Origin of the sequence: Marinitoga aeolica (genome assembly GCF_029910535.1) — a bacterium.
In the GTDB taxonomy this organism is placed as follows: domain Bacteria; phylum Thermotogota; class Thermotogae; order Petrotogales; family Petrotogaceae; genus Marinitoga; species Marinitoga aeolica.
Genome location: NZ_CP069362.1, coordinates 1,712,182 through 1,729,257 on the forward strand (window position 1 = coordinate 1,712,182; position 17,076 = coordinate 1,729,257).

The 17,076-nt window shown below is 26.6% G+C and carries 23 protein-coding genes; 16 read left to right on the plus strand and 7 right to left on the minus strand.

Translation table 11 applies throughout. The annotated features are described in order from the left end of the window. Entirely contained in the window at positions 1–435 is a 435-nt protein-coding gene (locus JRV97_RS08090; RefSeq protein WP_280997891.1) for a sulfurtransferase TusA family protein, read from the minus strand. Between the two features lie 312 nt (positions 436–747). Here JRV97_RS08090 and JRV97_RS08095 point away from each other — a divergent pair, with 312 nt between their 5' ends. From JRV97_RS08095 to JRV97_RS08125, 7 genes are all read left to right on the plus strand, one after another. Further along, positions 748–954, plus strand: coding sequence for an SLAC1 family transporter (locus JRV97_RS08095; RefSeq protein ID WP_280997893.1), 207 nt, complete (start codon positions 748–750; stop codon positions 952–954). A 147-nt stretch (positions 955–1,101) separates the two neighbouring features. Further along, the gene (locus JRV97_RS08100) at positions 1,102–1,527 is read left to right on the plus strand and encodes a 4Fe-4S dicluster domain-containing protein (protein WP_280997894.1); all 426 of its coding nucleotides are present in this window, start codon (positions 1,102–1,104) and stop codon (positions 1,525–1,527) included. 113 nt (positions 1,528–1,640) lie between these two features. Then, a complete protein-coding gene (locus tag JRV97_RS08105; protein WP_280997895.1) occupies positions 1,641–1,955 on the plus strand; it encodes an ArsR/SmtB family transcription factor in 315 nt (104 codons plus the stop codon). Positions 1,956–1,966: 11 nt separating this feature from the next. Next, entirely contained in the window at positions 1,967–2,737 is a 771-nt protein-coding gene (locus JRV97_RS08110; RefSeq protein ID WP_280997896.1) for a sulfite exporter TauE/SafE family protein, read from the plus strand. Between the two features lie 98 nt (positions 2,738–2,835). Then, positions 2,836–3,186 carry a hypothetical protein gene (locus JRV97_RS08115; protein ID WP_280997897.1) on the plus strand — a complete coding sequence of 117 codons (351 nt, stop codon included), beginning with the start codon at positions 2,836–2,838 and terminating at the stop codon, positions 3,184–3,186. A 104-nt stretch (positions 3,187–3,290) separates the two neighbouring features. Beyond that, a complete protein-coding gene (locus JRV97_RS08120; RefSeq protein ID WP_280997898.1) occupies positions 3,291–3,578 on the plus strand; it encodes a hypothetical protein in 288 nt (95 codons plus the stop codon). Continuing rightward, a complete protein-coding gene (locus tag JRV97_RS08125; protein WP_280997899.1) occupies positions 3,578–3,997 on the plus strand; it encodes an OsmC family protein in 420 nt (139 codons plus the stop codon). The genes JRV97_RS08120 and JRV97_RS08125 overlap by 1 nt, the downstream gene beginning before the upstream one ends. Before the next feature lie 39 nt (positions 3,998–4,036). Here JRV97_RS08125 and JRV97_RS08130 read toward each other — a convergent pair whose 3' ends face one another. Both JRV97_RS08130 and JRV97_RS08135 read right to left on the minus strand, forming a co-directional pair. Beyond that, on the minus strand, positions 4,037–4,333 hold the full coding sequence (locus JRV97_RS08130; RefSeq protein ID WP_280997900.1) for an ArsR/SmtB family transcription factor: 297 nt from the start codon (positions 4,331–4,333) through the stop codon (positions 4,037–4,039). A 63-nt stretch (positions 4,334–4,396) separates the two neighbouring features. Beyond that, positions 4,397–4,750 (minus strand): SPW repeat domain-containing protein, encoded by a 354-nt coding sequence (locus JRV97_RS08135; protein WP_280997901.1) that lies wholly within the window; start codon positions 4,748–4,750, stop codon positions 4,397–4,399. A 303-nt stretch (positions 4,751–5,053) separates the two neighbouring features. Between JRV97_RS08135 and JRV97_RS08140 the strand changes: the two genes are divergently transcribed. The 3 genes from JRV97_RS08140 to JRV97_RS08150 are packed head-to-tail and all read left to right on the plus strand — an operon-like array spanning position 5,054 to position 7,236. After that, the gene (locus JRV97_RS08140; protein WP_280997902.1) at positions 5,054–5,416 is read left to right on the plus strand and encodes an ArsR/SmtB family transcription factor; all 363 of its coding nucleotides are present in this window, start codon (positions 5,054–5,056) and stop codon (positions 5,414–5,416) included. Position 5,417: 1 nt separating this feature from the next. After that, positions 5,418–6,455 (plus strand): ACR3 family arsenite efflux transporter, encoded by a 1,038-nt coding sequence (arsB, locus tag JRV97_RS08145; RefSeq protein WP_280997903.1) that lies wholly within the window; start codon positions 5,418–5,420, stop codon positions 6,453–6,455. A gap of 4 nt (positions 6,456–6,459) precedes the next feature. Next, complete coding sequence (locus JRV97_RS08150; RefSeq protein WP_280997904.1) at positions 6,460–7,236, plus strand: metallophosphoesterase family protein; 777 nt, start codon at positions 6,460–6,462, stop codon at positions 7,234–7,236. 23 nt (positions 7,237–7,259) lie between these two features. Here the strand turns inward: JRV97_RS08150 and JRV97_RS08155 are convergent, their stop codons facing one another. Beyond that, positions 7,260–8,534, minus strand: a complete 1,275-nt coding sequence (locus tag JRV97_RS08155; protein WP_280997905.1) for an ArsB/NhaD family transporter — start codon at positions 8,532–8,534, stop codon at positions 7,260–7,262. Continuing rightward, complete coding sequence (locus tag JRV97_RS08160; protein ID WP_320415412.1) at positions 8,531–8,860, minus strand: ArsR/SmtB family transcription factor; 330 nt, start codon at positions 8,858–8,860, stop codon at positions 8,531–8,533. Before JRV97_RS08160 ends, JRV97_RS08155 begins: the two co-directional genes overlap by 4 nt. Positions 8,861–9,018: 158 nt before the next feature. Here JRV97_RS08160 and JRV97_RS08165 point away from each other — a divergent pair, with 158 nt between their 5' ends. The 6 genes from JRV97_RS08165 (at position 9,019) to JRV97_RS08190 (ending at position 16,192) form a co-directional block, all read left to right on the plus strand. Further along, entirely contained in the window at positions 9,019–10,266 is a 1,248-nt protein-coding gene (locus tag JRV97_RS08165) for an amidohydrolase family protein (protein ID WP_280997907.1), read from the plus strand. 1 nt (position 10,267) lies between these two features. Continuing rightward, complete coding sequence (locus JRV97_RS08170; protein ID WP_280997909.1) at positions 10,268–11,707, plus strand: sensor domain-containing diguanylate cyclase; 1,440 nt, start codon at positions 10,268–10,270, stop codon at positions 11,705–11,707. A gap of 79 nt (positions 11,708–11,786) precedes the next feature. Then, complete coding sequence (locus JRV97_RS08175) at positions 11,787–12,095, plus strand: MoaD/ThiS family protein (RefSeq protein WP_280997911.1); 309 nt, start codon at positions 11,787–11,789, stop codon at positions 12,093–12,095. A gap of 25 nt (positions 12,096–12,120) precedes the next feature. Further along, positions 12,121–13,836, plus strand: a complete 1,716-nt coding sequence (locus JRV97_RS08180) for a phospho-sugar mutase (protein WP_280997913.1) — start codon at positions 12,121–12,123, stop codon at positions 13,834–13,836. A 77-nt stretch (positions 13,837–13,913) separates the two neighbouring features. After that, positions 13,914–15,437 (plus strand): AAA-like domain-containing protein, encoded by a 1,524-nt coding sequence (locus JRV97_RS08185; protein ID WP_280997915.1) that lies wholly within the window; start codon positions 13,914–13,916, stop codon positions 15,435–15,437. Between the two features lie 23 nt (positions 15,438–15,460). Beyond that, positions 15,461–16,192 (plus strand): SDR family oxidoreductase, encoded by a 732-nt coding sequence (locus JRV97_RS08190; protein ID WP_280997917.1) that lies wholly within the window; start codon positions 15,461–15,463, stop codon positions 16,190–16,192. Between the two features lie 118 nt (positions 16,193–16,310). Here JRV97_RS08190 and JRV97_RS08195 read toward each other — a convergent pair whose 3' ends face one another. After that, positions 16,311–16,844 (minus strand): hypothetical protein, encoded by a 534-nt coding sequence (locus JRV97_RS08195; protein WP_280997919.1) that lies wholly within the window; start codon positions 16,842–16,844, stop codon positions 16,311–16,313. Then, positions 16,844–17,053, minus strand: coding sequence for a hypothetical protein (locus tag JRV97_RS08200; protein ID WP_280997921.1), 210 nt, complete (start codon positions 17,051–17,053; stop codon positions 16,844–16,846). The genes JRV97_RS08195 and JRV97_RS08200 overlap by 1 nt, the downstream gene beginning before the upstream one ends. Between the last annotated feature and the right edge of the window lie 23 nt (positions 17,054–17,076).

Genomic DNA, 17,076 nt, shown 5'->3' on the forward strand with positions numbered 1-17,076 from the left:
TCACGCCATTAAACTAATGAATCTATCGCTTTCATATATTAATGCAGCGAGTTCTGGTAATCCACTTGGATTAGATCCCTCAACTATCATATCAGTAGTGATTCCTCTGTAATCCATACATATACCACATATTTCTACTTTTCCGCCTCTATCAATAACTTCTTTTAAAAGGTCTGGAATTTTTCTATCAGATCTCACGGGTTTGATTTGATTATTTGAAGCGATTGCAGCATCACAGAATAAAAATATAATAACTTCATGGCCCATTTTTTTCATACCTTCTGGAATTCTTTCCTTTGACATTGGATAGTCAATCCATACCTCTAAAATTTCACCAGGTTTCATTTTTTTAACAACTCTTTTAGCTTCAACGTCTGGAACTGGACAAACTTCACCCCTTACATCAATACTCTTAGTAACTTCATATTTACTCATAATAATCCCTCCTTAATAATTGTGATTTTATTCACTATAGTTAATTTTTTTTGATTCTTATAGTGATTATTTTCACTTATAACCACATTATAAAAGAAAAAATTAAATATTATTTTCAAATAAATTAAGATTTGGTAAAACACAAAAAGATAAAAATTTTAAACTGTTATTAGTAAGTGAAAAATCAGATATAATTTTTTTATATTAGGAAATTAGTAGCTTTGATAATATAAAAAATATAACAAAGTAAGAAATTTAAAACTAAAAATATTACAATGATTTTTGTATAAAAATGCAAAAAGGAGGTAGATTATGGAAGAAAGAATTAAAGGTTTTGCTCCATCATGGTTTACAATTATATCCCCTCTTGGAGCATATGTTGCATCAACTCACAATATTTCCATGTTTTTCAAAATAAAGCTTATCGATTATATAGGATTGGGAATGTATTTCTTATTAACAGTTATATGGTTAATTACCTTTGTTAATTTAACTATTTTTATATTTAGAAAAAAATAATAATCATAATGGCGCTATATTTTATAGCACCATTATTTTTAATTATCATTTGTATATTTAACCAAATTGTATAACATATAAAATTTAAAATAAACATTAAAGTTTTAGTATTTAATTGAGAAAAATTTCATTATTGGAGGTGAAAGTATGTCAACACCAAATAATATGCCGACAATTGGCAAAGACGCTTTAGGTAGAGAAGTGAAAGATTTAACAAAGATATCCTGGTGGGGAATGAATAGAAAAGAAATAAATTGGTATCCAACTATTGATCATGATAAGTGTGCAGGTTGTGGATTGTGTTTTGTAACTTGTGGAAGAAGAGTATTTGATTGGGATGATAAACTATCAAAACCTGTAGTAGCTCAACCATATAATTGTATGGTTGGATGTCAAACCTGTGCGAATCTTTGTCCTACAAGTGCGATATCTTTTCCTGATGTTTCAGAAATGAAAAAGCTGGTAGCAAAAAATAATGTTGTGAAAAAATCTTTTGAAAAAATAGCTCCGCTTATTAATTGTGATAAACCATTAGATGATGAAGAAACTGAATCAAACTTTAATAAATCCTAAGTCTCCCTTTTGGGAGATTTTTTGTTGACAAAATTAAAGATTTAATATATAATATCATTATGTACATATAAACAACTTTTCATATGTGAATTGGTTATATTGGAGGTGTAATTATGTCTAAAAAAGCAGAAATGACGGAATTAAAGCATGATCATGATTATTATTATGATATGGCAGAGTTTTTTTCTATATTTGCAGATCCCACAAGATTAAAAATTTTACACGCATTATTAGATGGTGAAAAATGTGTCAAAAAAATTTGTCAAATAGTTGGTTTAAATCAATCTACATGTTCGCATCAATTGAAGATTTTAAGACAATATAAAGTAGTAAAAGCAAAAAGAGAAGGTAAATTTATTCGTTACTCATTAGACGATTCTCATATTAAAGATTTAATTGAAGTTGGTGAAGAACATATCAATGAATAGGAGATGAAGTAATGATAGCGCTTGGAATTGTTTTATTTTTTATAACTATTGTTTTATCCATGCTTGGAAAAGGTGGTGGAGAATTTTTTGTACCAATTTTTTTAGCATATGGTATATCCTATCAACAAGCGGCATCAGCTTCTTTGTTTATTTTAATGGTATCTGGTTTAATAATGATGTTGGTATATCATAAAAAGGCGTTAATAGATTGGTATACAGGTACAATAATGATTTTATCTGTTGCAAGTGGTTCTTTTTTAGGAGGATTTATTTCTGCAAAAATTAGTGTAGTGCTATTAAAAATTATATTTTCAACACTACTATTATTATCAGCATTTTTTATTTCAAGAAAAAAAAGAAATTTAAATATAAAATTTGGACCTGTGTTAAGAAGAAAATGTTGCGACCACGAATATGATATTCCCCTTATTATTGTAATTCCAACAGTTTTTGTTATCGGATTTATAGCTGGAATGGTTGGAATTTCAGGTGGTGGATTAATTGTTCCATTACTTATTATAATTGGTAATATGCCTATGCGTTTAGCTTTTGCTACTAATTCCATGATGGTTTTGTTTTCTGCAACAACGGGATTTATTGGAAGAGGTTTGAGTGTAGGAATTGATTGGAAGTTTAATATAACTATGGCAACATTTGCAGCGTTGGGATCATTGATTGGTTCCCATTTTTCAACAAAGGTAAAAACAGAAAACCTTAAGAAAATATTTGTATATGTCATTTTGTTTGCTGCTGTGTGGATGATAATAAAAATATTTATTTGATATAGTGACAGAAATGTCACTATATTTTATAAAATCAGCTTGCATATTTAACCAAAAAGCAAAAATAAAAACATAATATATTCAGCGGAGGTGAAAAAATGGAAATTATTAAAAAACTAGCATCTAATATAAAGAGATTTTTGGTGTTATATTCATTATTAGCAATAACTACAGGATGGCTACTTGGAATAAAGTTTTCGTCATATGCATCTTTGCACAAAGGCATATATTCTAACTTAATAGTATTATTTGTATTTTTTATGATATATCCAATGTATCTTCATTTTATTGCAAAAGGAAGCAATATTCATGTGCCTATGAATTCAATTTTAAAATCGATTTTAATTGTAGTCATATTACCTATGATTCTTGGTTATATAACAAGAATATTTATAATAAAATTTAAAGGGAAAAAAGGATTGAAGAATATAAAGCCATTGACGGATTGATAACACCTTTTTCTATGTTGTTTGTGATCTTTTTTATCTTCTTTTTAAAAGGTAATATGCTACTCTCAAAATGGGGGATTTTAGTTCAGTTAGGAATAATTACATTGATATATATAATTTTGGCATTGCTATTAGAAACATTTATTAATAAGAAATCTGGATTAAGTTATAAGGAGCATATGGGAATAGTTTTTCTGAGTACAGGAAAAAATAATGGTACAGCTGTAGCTTTAGCAACTATGGCATTTGGACCGTTAGTAGCAATTCCAGCAGCAGTATTACCTATTTTTCAAATAATTTTACTTATATTGTATATTCATATGGAAAAAATTATATGGCACTATTTTGAAGGCAAAAAACACAAATCAAATTTGATAAGGGAGGAAGAATGATGGAGTTTTTACAAGAATTTAAATTAAAAACAAAGTTTTTACCTGAAGAGTCTGTTGCGTTGCATATTGCCAGAGATTTAGAAACCAAAATATCAGTAAATCCAGATAGGAAACATAAAAATGCTCATACACCTGTAGAGATGGTAATAGCAGCTTTAGGATCATGTGTAATGATAAATCTACAAAGATTTTTATTAGATGAAGGTGTAAAATATTCAGATATTGATATGGAATTAAAAGGTTATAGAGATCCAGAGATACCTAAATTAGTTAAGATTGAATACAGTATTAAAGTAGATGGTAACCTTAAAGAGTATGACCTGGAAGAAGTAAAAGCAAAAATTGAAAAAAGTAGTACAACTTATAATACTTTAAAAGATGCAGTAGAAATAATTGGAAAAATAGAATTCTCAAAATAGTTTTGTATAAAAATACCATCCTGTTGAAGGATGGTATTTTTATAATTCTTCGGTAAGTAAATAACCAAAATCAAAAATTTTTTTAATATATTTATTATTAATAAAGTAAAAAATATGTTGTCCACGTCGTTCTGATTTTACTATGTTGGATTGTTTTAAAATTTTTAATTGATGAGAGCATGTTGATTGTTTTAAATTTAATGTATCGCATATTGTTTTGACATTTTTTGCCCCGGATAATAAAACAGTTAGAATACGCAATCTTGTAACATCAGAAAATATAGAAAAAATAGTAGCTATATCATGAAATTTCTTATCATTATATGAAATATTCAATATTTCACCTCCATATAGAAATTAATAAACCCTGTACTTTTTAGTACAGGGTTTATTAGATCTTTACTTGTTGTTATTTTGTTCAAAGAAAACTTCTGGAGAGGATTTTCTATCAAAAAAAGCGAATATTGCAGTTAAAATACCAAATAATAAATCATTTGTCATTGCACCTGCTTTTGAACCAGTAACTCCAGGAATGAAAGCGGAAATAAGTAACCATACACCAGAAATTAATATTATCCATGCAGCTGTCTTATTGGCGTTTCTAAGCATTGGTAACCCTGCTGCTATAAATACAATACCGGCGATTAAGAAATTTGTTAAATTAGCACTTGATGAACCAACAACACCAGGAATAAATGCTGCGATAATTAACCAAACTGCAAAAATTAATACTGTCCAACCTTTCCATGTCATACCTAACACCTCCTATAAAATTTTAAAACTTTTATATACCAGCATATAACGATATATACATAACTACATATGAACAACTGCTGATATAACCATCTAATAATATTATATTCCAAAAAAATATAAAAGTCAACTAAAATAGAAAAAAATATACAGTCTAAAATACCTATAAATAAAGCATTTTAGCCATATATCTAAAACTTAATCATTTTTTAATGTTTTTGCAATATAAAAACTCTTTATTTTTTATATTATCTGTTATAATTATATAACCAAATAATCATATAGTTATATGGAGGTAATAATATGAATAAATTTGTTGAAATGATAAAACTTTTTTCTGATGAAACAAGGTTAAGAATATTAAACATCCTTTTTCAAGGTGAACATTGTAATTGTGATTTGGAAGAGGTTTTAGGATTATCTCAACCAAATATTTCAAAGCATTTAAAAAAAATAATGTTACTTGATTTGGCTACAAGCAGAAAAAGTTCATATTGGACATATTATAAGATAAATGAAGAAGTCTTTAATAAACATCCTTTTATGATTGAAATAATGAAAGAAATACAGGAATTAGAACCATTCAAATCTGATTTAATAAAATTAAGAGAATATAAAAATTCACCTGGAAGATGCCAAATAAATTTGAATTCAAGGGAGGTATAATATGGAGAAAAAAATGAACGTATTTGAAAAATACCTAAGTTTATGGGTTGCAGTTTGTATCGTTTTAGGAGTTTTAATAGGCAAAATTATACCTGCGTTTCCTCAAACATTAAGTAAATGGGAATATGCTAATGTTTCGATACCTGTAGCAATATTAATATGGTTAATGATTTTTCCTATGATGCTGAAAATTGATTTTTCCAGTTTAAAATATGTTGGGAAAAATCCAAAAGGATTAATTGTTACTTTAACAGTAAATTGGATTATAAAACCATTTACTATGTATTTTTTTGCATGGATATTTTTTAAATATATATTTGCTGCATTTATAAACCCAGAACTTGCTAGCGAATATATTGCAGGAGCAGTATTATTAGGAGCAGCTCCTTGCACTGCAATGGTATTTGTTTGGAGTTATTTAAGTGATGGTGATCCTGCATATACTCTTGTTCAGGTTGCTATAAATGATTTAGTGATTCTATTTGCATTTGCTCCAATAGTCTCATTTCTATTAAAAGTTGGAAATGTAGATGTTCCATTTGACACATTATTATTTTCTGTTATAATATTCGTATTATTCCCTTTAATTGCTGCAATAATTACTAGAAGATATATTATAAATAAAAAAGGTATTGAATGGTTTAATAATGTATTTTTGAAAGAATTTTCTGTAGTATCAACTATAGGATTATTATTGACTTTAATAATTTTGTTTTCATTCCAGGGGGAAGTTATTTTAAATAATTATTTGCATATATTATTAATTGCTGTACCATTAATAATACAAACATTTTTCATTTTTTCAATTGGATATTTTTGGGCATATAAATGGAAATTACCTCATAGAATAGCTGCTCCAGCATCTATGATTGGTGCAAGCAACTTTTTTGAATTAGCTGTAGCAGTAGCTATATCATTATTTGGTTTGGAATCTGGAGCTGTTTTAGCTACTGTTGTTGGAGTTTTAGTAGAAGTACCTGTAATGCTTACATTGGTAAATATCGCCAATAAAACAAGAAATAAATTTGTATGGGAGTGATAGAATGAAAATAGCTTTTATTTCTGATATTCATAGTAATTTAGAGGCATTAAATGCTGTATTAGATGATATTAAAAAAAGAAATGTTGAAAAAATTTATTGTTTAGGAGATTTAGTGGGTTATGGACCGAATCCTAATGAAGTAGTTGAAATTATAAGAAAAATGAATATTGAAAGTATTATGGGAAATTATGACGATGCTATTGGATATGAAAAAGAAAGTTGTGGCTGTGCATATAATCCAGGAAGAGAAACAGAAGTTGGAGATGAATCAATAAATTGGACAATAAAAAACACAAGTAAAGAAAATAAAGAATTCTTAAAATCATTGCCGATGAAAAAAGAAATTGAAATTGAGGGAGTAAAAATATTATTGGTACATGGTAGTCCATTAAATCATTTATTAGAATATGTAAAGCCTAATATAACACCGGAAAGATTAAAGGAATTAACAGATAATGTAAATGCAGATATAATAATTAATGGACATACACATTTAATGATGGCAAAACATTTACATGGAAAAACTGTACTAAACCCCGGGAGTGTCGGTAGAACAAAAGATAGGGAACCATTAGCAACATATTTAATATTAAATATTGAAAAAGGTGTATATAATTATGAGTTTGTTAAGGTAAAATATGATGTAAAAATCACTGTTGAAAAAATTATAAAAGTAGGATTACCTGTAGAGTTAGCAACAGTATTAGCATTAGGTGGAACATTTAATATGGGAAAAGCGAAAAACATTAAAAAGAATGATATAGGATTTAAAATATAAAAACAGCTCAGTCTGAGCTGTTTTTATACATATAATAAGTATCCGACATATAATAAACCAATAATTAAAGATATTAATACAGGAACTATTTTCCATCTCATATATTCCATAAACCCAAATTTTCTTCCCAGATTTTTTTCAAGATAATTTACAGCTACAATATTTTGAACTGCTCCCAATGGAGTTAAACTTGTAGCGAAATTAGCTCCTATAGCAAAAGCCCACCATAATACAGGAGTCATTCCCTGTCCAACCAGTATTTTAATTACAGGTGCTAAAATTAATGCAGAAGGTACGTTATTTAAAATTGGAATTGTAATAATAGCTATTAAATAAAACACACCTATAAGTAGAAGTGGGGTTCCTTCTAAAGGCATAAACATGTGGGCTATTTTTTCAGTAAATCCAACTTCTTCTAAAGCATAAGATGTCATATATAACCCAGCAAAGAAAAACAACATATCCCAATCGATATCTTTAGCGATATCTTCATATCCATGAGCAAATTTAAATACAAGAATAGAACCTCCTAATAGAGCAATTACCGCTAATTCTACATGAAGTGTAGAATGTAGAATAAATAAAACGATAACTATAACAAAATCTATTAAAGAGTATATCATCATTTTTTTATCAGTTATAGCTTTATTTTCATCCATTTTTTTCAATTTTTCGATGTTTAACAAAGCTTTTTCATTAATTTTTAGATGTTTTTTGAAATATATCAATACACCTATAAATGCTAATATAGATACCGGTCCCATTTTTACTATAAAATCATTAAAAGAATATCCGCTAATAGAACCTATAACAAGGTTTAATGGACTACCAATTAATGTAGCAGCACCTCCAATATTATCCATTAATATTGTAAGCATTATTAAAGGAATAGGACTTATTTCAAGCATATCTGCTATTAAAAAAATCATTGGTGCCATAACTAAAATAGTAACAACATTATCTAAAAAAGCTGATGTTAAAGCAACTATAATCATTAACATTGTTACTGTTAGAAAAAACCTCTTTCCACCAAGCTTTATTATTTTTATTGAAAAAAATTCAAAAAAACCAGATTTGCTTAAAAAAGCAACTATCATCATCATACCAGTTAAAAGCCCAAGTGTATCAACATCGACAACATGACTAAAATTTTCTGTATCCAAGCCTTCAACCAATCTTAGTGCTGAGATTAATAATGCAAGACTAAAAACTACAACTGGTTTGTTTTTCTTTCCAAAAATAATATATAAATAGGCAGCTGCAACAATTATTAATACAAGAATGGCATTTGTTGTCATTTGATCACCTCTAATTTTTTAATTTCAGAAATTAATTTGTTGAGAAATTCTTTAAATTCTTCAGAAGAAATTTTATATCTAATTCTTTGTGCATCTCTTTCACAAATTACAAATCCATTTTCTTTTAATGATTTTAGATGTTGAGAAGCTAATGGTTGAGAAATATTCAAAGATTTTGATATATGATTTACACAATAAGGTCTTTCCAATAATAAAGATAAAATTTTGATCCGGATAGGAGAACCTAATACTGAAAATACATTAGCTAATTTTTCAACGTCTTTTTCAAAGATAATATCACCCCACTTGTATAAAAGATTTTTTATATAAAGAACAGTTTATATAATATTCCTCTAATATAATAATTTTCTTTCAAAAAATTTTAAATAGTGAGAAGAAAATATTACAAATTATGATATAATAAAAGTGTAAAAGATTATAATTAAATTAATAATATATTAATAATAATAAAAGAGGTGAAGAAATGTATTATTTAACAAAAGATGGAAAATTCGTATATAAAAACACTAAGCATAACTTGAATAAATATATAACACCATTAATAACAGATACGCATATGCATATTTTAGGTTTTGGTGAAAAATTATTAAATCCTGATATTGAGGGTTTAAAAAAAGAAGATATAGAGAAAATAATAATAGATAAATTAAAAGATAATCCAGAAAAAGTTGTTTTAAGAGGTTGGAGTGAATTAAATATAGATTTAGATATATATTCTAAAAATACACCTATAATACTTATAAGAAGATGTGGTCATATAGCAATTGTAAATTCTGTTATTTTAGAAAGGCTTACAAAAGAAGTTGATAATAAGTATATAGATTTTAAGAAAAAAATAATTAAAGAAAAAGCCCTGGAAAAATTTCATGAAATATATGGTTTTTATTCTGATGTAAAAAGAGCATATTTAAAAGCAAAAGAATATCTATTAAATAAAGGGTATGGATTTATTCATTCTGACGATTTACATGGTATAAGCAAAGAAGATTTACCTTTTGATGATGAATTAAAGGTTTTTGAGAAGGTTGCTATTAATAATTATAATGAATTAATCGATTATTATGAAAAAGGATATTTTAATACTTTTAAAGCAGTAAAAATATACGTTGATGGATCTTTTGGAGGAAGAACTGCATATTTAAGAGAAAAATATAATGATGGTAAGGATAAAGGATATTTAGTTTGGAAAGAAGATGAATTAAAAAAAGTATTAGAATTTTGTGAAAATAATAATCTTCATTTATGTATGCATGCAATAGGTGATGGAGCTATAGATGTAATTTTGAATGTATTTGAAAAAACAAAACCAGAGTATTATCATAGAATTATTCATGCATCAATTTTACATGACGATCAAATAGAAAAAATTAAAAAATATAATTTGATATTAGATATGCAACCACAATTTATTGAATCTGATAAAAAAATATTAAAAAATAGGTTAGGAAAAAGAAGTAAACTAACATATAGATTCAAGAAGTTATTTGATGAAAAAATTCCAATGTTTTTTTCTTCGGATGCACCAGTAGAAATACCAGATTGGTTTAGAGATGCAAAAATATTAAATAATAGCGGAATACCTTTAAAATATATAATATACAATATGACATATTTTCCAGAGTTTATAGATAAATTTAATAGAGAAAATAAGTATCTTATATTTAATGAAAATCCGTTTGAAAGATTAACAATTCCTGATATAGGAGGATAAAATGTTATATATTTCTATTATTTTTTTTATTATTGCTATATCAACTTTTGCTTATCTTTATTTAAAAACAAAAAATAAATTAAAAAGAGAAATCAAGAATTTTTATTCAATTCTTGATAAATTGCCGTTTTTTATTGCTATTCATAATATGGAAGATATTTATTATTTAAGTCCAGGAGTAGAAAAAGTTATTGGTAAAAAGATTAATAAAGTAAGTGAATACTTAGATCTTTTTAGTAAAGGAGAAAAAGTAAAAATATTGCAAGTTCTTTCTAATGAAAAAGAAGGATTTTTTCAAAATACTATTAGAGAAATAATGGGAAAAATTTATTATATAACATCATCAAAAATAAACTTTTTTGATACTGAGTTTGTTCTTGAAGTTTTTAAAGATATAACTGAACTTTCAAATAAAAATAAAGAATTAGAAGAAATGCAACGTAGTATAGAAGTACTGGATAATATTCGGAATTTAACATATACAAAAAATTTTAATTTAAGTGGTACAATGGAAAGTATGTTTAATTATTTAAGAAAAATAAGTTTAATAGATATATTTGCATATAATACTCTTTTGGAAGATAAAAGAAGTGCAAAAGTAACTATTTATTATGAGAATAAAAAAATAGAAAAAAAATTAGACAAATCGGAAAAAACTTTGGCATGGTATTTTTTTGATAACAATTTAGACAAATTATACGTTCCGGAAGCTTTTTCTTTTTCAAAAGATGGTTATAAGAGTAGTATTGATTCATATGAATTCGATGAGAATCTCAATGAATTAACACTGTATATTTTTCCTTATTATTTTGAAAATAAAATTCACGGATTGTTTGCTTTTGGGAAAAAAGGGAAAGATGCTTATTCTGAGAAAGATAAAAAGATACTGGAATCAATAGCATCTCATATCGATTTTGTTATAAAATACCAATATATTCTCAAGAAATATAATGAAGAGAAAAATCATTTTAAAGAACTTGCTACGAAAGATGCATTAACTCAATTATATTCTAGATATTATTTTAATGAGTGGATATTAAAACATGCTGAATATCTTAAAAGAAAAAATAAGGTATCCATTTTGGTGATGATAGATATAGATAAATTTAAACATATTAATGATACATATGGGCATGTTGTAGGAGATGAAGTGTTAAAATTTATTTCAAATCGTTTTCTGGAAAATATCAGAAGTATGGATATAGGGGTTAGATTTGGCGGTGATGAATTTCTTCTTGTATTTCCGGAAGCTTCTATTGATGATATAGCTAAAAAAATGGAAATAATAAGTGAAGAATTGAAAAATAATCCTTTTGACTTTGAAATTTCAATATCATATGGTATATCTGAGTTTAATGGTGAAAATTATATTAAAGCATTAAAAAAAGCAGATGAAGAAATGTATAAAATGAAAAATATGAAAAATGGAAATAATAATTAAAATATTTTGTCAACATTCTGAAATGCATCGCATGATGCATTTTTTTATACTTATGATATAATAAAAATGAGGTGAAATAATGTTGAAGATAAAGTTTATGAGTAATTTAAGAACAATTGTTGATAAAAAGTCTATTGAACTAAAAATTGAAAAGGAAAAAAGTATTGAAGATTTGTTAAATTTTATTGGTAAAAAGATAGATTCTAAATTTGAAATAATAAAAAAAGAAAAAGATCATATGGTCTTAAAATTATATATTGATCTCATGGGTCAAAAGAGTTATATAACAATGAGGGTAAAATTTATACACAATAATGAATTTATTACAACTGACAAAAAAATTAAAGATGGGGAATTACAAATATTGCCATTACTTGGCGGCGGATGATAAATAAGATAAAGGAGTGGTAAGAATGGATTACATGAAAGTATATGAAGAATGGTTAAATAGTCCTTATGTGGACGAAGAAACTAAAAAAGAACTATTATCTATTAAAGATAACGAAAAAGAGATTATGGAAAGATTCTATAAAGAACTGGAATTTGGTACAGCTGGTTTAAGAGGTATATTAGGTGCTGGAACTAACAGAATGAATATATATACAGTAGGTAAAGCTACCCAGGGTTTAGCAGATTTTATTAAATCTAAAGGCGAAGAATATATGAAACGTGGTGTTGTTATTGCCTATGATGTAAGACATAATTCAGATCTTTTTGCTAAAACTGCAGCTTTAATTTTATCAGCTAATGGAATTAAAGCTTATTTATTTGATCATATAGCACCAACACCATTATTATCATTTTCTGTAAGAAGATTACATACTGCAGCAGGTATAGTTGTAACAGCAAGTCATAATCCAAAAAATTATAATGGTTATAAAGTGTATTGGGAACAAGGTTCTCAAATTTTAGATGATGTTGCAATACCTGTTATGGAAAATATAAAGAAATTAACAGATTTTTCTATGATTAAAAAGATTTCAGAAGAAGAAGCTTTAGAAAAAGGATTATTAGAATATGTTGGAAAAGAAATTGAAGATGAATATATAGAAAAAGTAAAAGGTTTAGCAATAAGAGAAGATATTGATAAAGATGTGAAAATTGTGTATACACCTCTTAATGGGACAGGTAATAAGCCAGTAAGAAGAGTATTAGCAGAAAGAGGATTTAATAATGTATTTGTTGTTCCAGAACAAGAAAATCCAGATCCAGACTTTACAACAGTTGGATACCCAAATCCTGAAGATATTAAAGCATTTGAATATGCTAAAAATCTTGCAAAAGAAAAAGATGCTGATGTAATAATTGCAACAGATCCAGATTGTGATAGAACAGCAGTTGTGGTAAAACATAATGGTGAATATGTTCCTCTAAATGGTAATCAAACTGGTGCAATATTAATTAAATATATAATCGAAGGTAGAAAAGAAAAAGGAATGCTTTCAGATAAAGGTATGATTATAAAATCAATAGTTACAGGTGATTTAGGAAAAGAATTAGCAGAAAAATATGGAGTAGTTACATTTGAAACATTAACAGGATTTAAAAACATTTGTGGGTTAGAGAATGAATTAGAAGGAAAATATGATTTTGAATTTGGATATGAAGAAAGTATTGGTTATGTAACAGGGACATTTGTAAGGGATAAAGATGGTGTTATTTCTTCAATGTTTGTATCTGAAGCAGCTGGATATTATAAAAAGCTTGGTAAAACATTAGTAGATGTTTTAAATGATATGTACAAAGAAATTGGTTATTATTTTGAAAATAATTTCTCCATAATTATTGAAGGTTTAGAAGGTATGGCAAAAATGAAAAGAATAATGGAAGTATATAGAAAAGAATTTCCAAAAGAAATTGGTGATATGAAACTTGTAAGATATATAGATTATTTAGAAAAGAAAGATATAGATTTAAAAACAGGTGAAACAAAAGAAACTGATGTTCCAAAATCAAATGTATTGAGATTCTTCTTTGATGATGGTTCATGGTATGCTGTAAGACCTTCAGGAACAGAACCAAAACTAAAGATCTACATTTATTCAAAAGATAAAGAAGAAGAAAAATCAAAAGAAAAATTAAAATTGATGAAAGAAAAAATAATGGAAATAATAAACTCAGTTGAGTAATTCATCACCCCCTCTGATTTTCAGAGGGGGATTTTTATTATTGAAATGTGATATAATTCTGTTGTGGAGGTGAAAAGATGAAACGATTTTGTACATCAGGACCTGTTGATAAGAACACTTGTTATTATATAGAAAGACCAGAATTGATGAAAGAAGCAATTGATCATATAGAAAATTGGAGATACTTCACAGTATCAGCACCAAGGCAAACAGGAAAGACTACATTTTTGAATGAAATAGTGGAAAAAACAAAAGATAAATATTTGCCTATATTTATTTCATTTGAAAATCTTGGAAGGATTGAAGATGAAAATGAATTTATGGAGTTGTTTAAAGAAAAAATAGATTTTTATTTACAATTCAAATATGGAAAATCATTTGAGTATAAAAATACAATGACAATAAGGCAAATAAGTAAATATATAATAGAAATGAGTGAAAAATTTGAAAAAGAAATAATACTAATGATAGATGAATTTGAGAAGTTTAACAATGAAGAATTAATGAATGAATTTTTACACGCAATAAGGGAAATATATCATATGAGAAAAGGATATAAATTAAGAAGTGTGATATTAATAAGTGTAAGTTATTTAAGTGGAATATTAGAAGATAATGCAAGTCCATTTAATATAGCAGAACATATGGAAGTGCCATACTTTACAAAAGAACAGGTATATGATTTATTAAACCAACATGAAAAAGAAACAGGGCAAATATTTGAAGAAGAAGTAAAAGAACTTATATGGCATAATGCAGGAGGACAACCTGGATTAACCAATGCATTATCCTATGATTTAGTAGCGAAAAAAGCTAAGAATGAAAAGATAATAACGAAAGAATATTTTGAAAAAACATTAAATGATTTTATGTATGTATATATAGATAAAAACATAGCAAATATAATAAACAAAGCGAAAAAAGAAAAAGAATTGGTAATGAAAATATTATTTGAACCAGGAAGCGTTGAATTTAATATATATGATGAAAGGATAAACTACTTATATTTAAATGGAGTAATAGATAATTGTGAAAGGAAATGTTGTGTAAGAGTACCGTTATACTATAAAGCATTATATGACAGATTTAAACCACAAATAAATGGCGAAAAAGAAAAAATGAAACCATTTGGAGAAACGGTTAAGAATTATATAAATAACGGTGTATTAGACCTAAATAAATTGATGAAAAGATATACAACATATATAAAACAAAGAGGAGCAAAAATGTTTAAGGGAAGAAATTACTATGAAGGTGTATATCAATATAATTTAGATCAATTTCTAAGTTTATATGTAGAAGCAGCAGAAGGAAAAGTATATCCAGAAACAGAAGTAGGTGGAGGAAGAATAGATTTACTAATAAATCTGGATAACAGAGAATATTTAATAGAAGTAAAAGCAAATATAGATAGTGATGAATATGAAAAAGCGAAAAAACAATTATTTGAATACGTAACAAGAAGAGGATTAAAAGAAGGATGGTTGATAATATACTCAAACACAATAGAAGATTTTAAATATTTAATGGAAGAAAAAGATGGAGTAAAAATTCATGTGTGGTTTATAAAAACAAATTTTGAAAATCCATCGAAAATGTAAAATATAAAAATGGGGGGAGAGAAATGGATTTAGGATTAAAAAATAAAACAGTATTAGTTACTGGAGGAAGTTCGGGAATAGGTTTAGCTGTGGCAAACACATTTAACAATGAAGGGGCTAAACCTGTAGTAATATCCAGAAATGAAGAAAAATTGAAAAAAACAGGATTTCCATATATTATATGTGATCTTTCAAAAAAAGAAGATATAGATAATATGAATAAAAATTTTGAAGAGAAATATGGAGTTCCTGATATTATATTTTTAAATGCAGGAGGACCTAAGCCTGGATATTTTGAAGAAACATCTGAAGAAGATTGGCAATATGGATTTGAACAAAATCTTATGAGTACCGTTCGTATTTTAAAATATTTTTTGCCTAAAATGAAAAATAAAGAATGGGCGAGAGTTGTATTTTTAACTTCCCTTTCTGTAAAAACACCAATAGAAAATCTTTATATATCCAATTCAATAAGATTAGGAATAACTGGATTACTCAAAACGCTATCTTTAGAATATGGGAAGTACAATATAACTTTTAATGCAGTGGGGCCTGGCTGGACAAAAACAACAAGAGTTAGAGAATTAGTCAATGAAGAAAAAGAAAAGCAAATTTCAGATAATATTCCTTTAAAAAGAATGGCAATGCCTGAAGAGATAGCTAATGTGGTAGTTTTTCTTTCATCCGAAAGAGCATCATATGTTAATGGCCAAACTATTTTAGTAGATGGTGGATTGTCAAAATTCCCATTATAATAAAGTCCATAAAATTGAGACCATAAAAAATTTTGTGTAAATAAAAATAAAACCCTTCTTATTTTACAATATCAAGAAGGGTTTTTTCTGTTTTTAACAGCGTATTTATAATTTAACTTCAATTTTTGTATTTCCATATGTTAATTATTGTTATTTTTAATAAAATGTATCCTATAACAAAACAGAATACAGCATTTAATGCTGAAACTGGTGTTGATATTCCCGATAATGTCATTGTTTGAATTAATAAAAATATAAATACAATTATAAACTTTAAAAATCCCAGATGTAAATATATTAAATTTACTAATGTTAATGCATATAACAATACTATAGTATTTAATAATCCCATTCTAAAGAATTTTCCAAATATTAATGTTCTCATTTTTATTGGTAAACTTAATTCAAAATATATCTTTTGTTTTGTCACAAATTCTATTCCTAATTCAACTCCGCCAACTATTGAAACTATTATCATTGCCAGAGATATTAACCCTATTGATAATGCCTGTGAATACATATCGCTATTAGAAATTTTTCCCAAACCATATGGTAATATCATTATAGATATAGTCTGGGATATCAATAATGTGATTATTTTTGATTTTTCCAGAAATAAGTATTTGGCTTCATATTTATAATATTCCAGCATTAATTTACCTCCATACTCAATATCTGCACTTTGTATTCAACAAATGTCTTTAATACATCATTTTCTACTGTTTCAATATTGTCATTTGTGTATACTTCTATAACATGTTTTAATTCTTTATTTTCCATAGTTGCTACCTGTGTTTTTTCAATACCTAATTTTTCCAGAACATCATCAACCGATATATCAGTATTTGATAAATCAACCACTTTTATATTTGCATTACCAAATT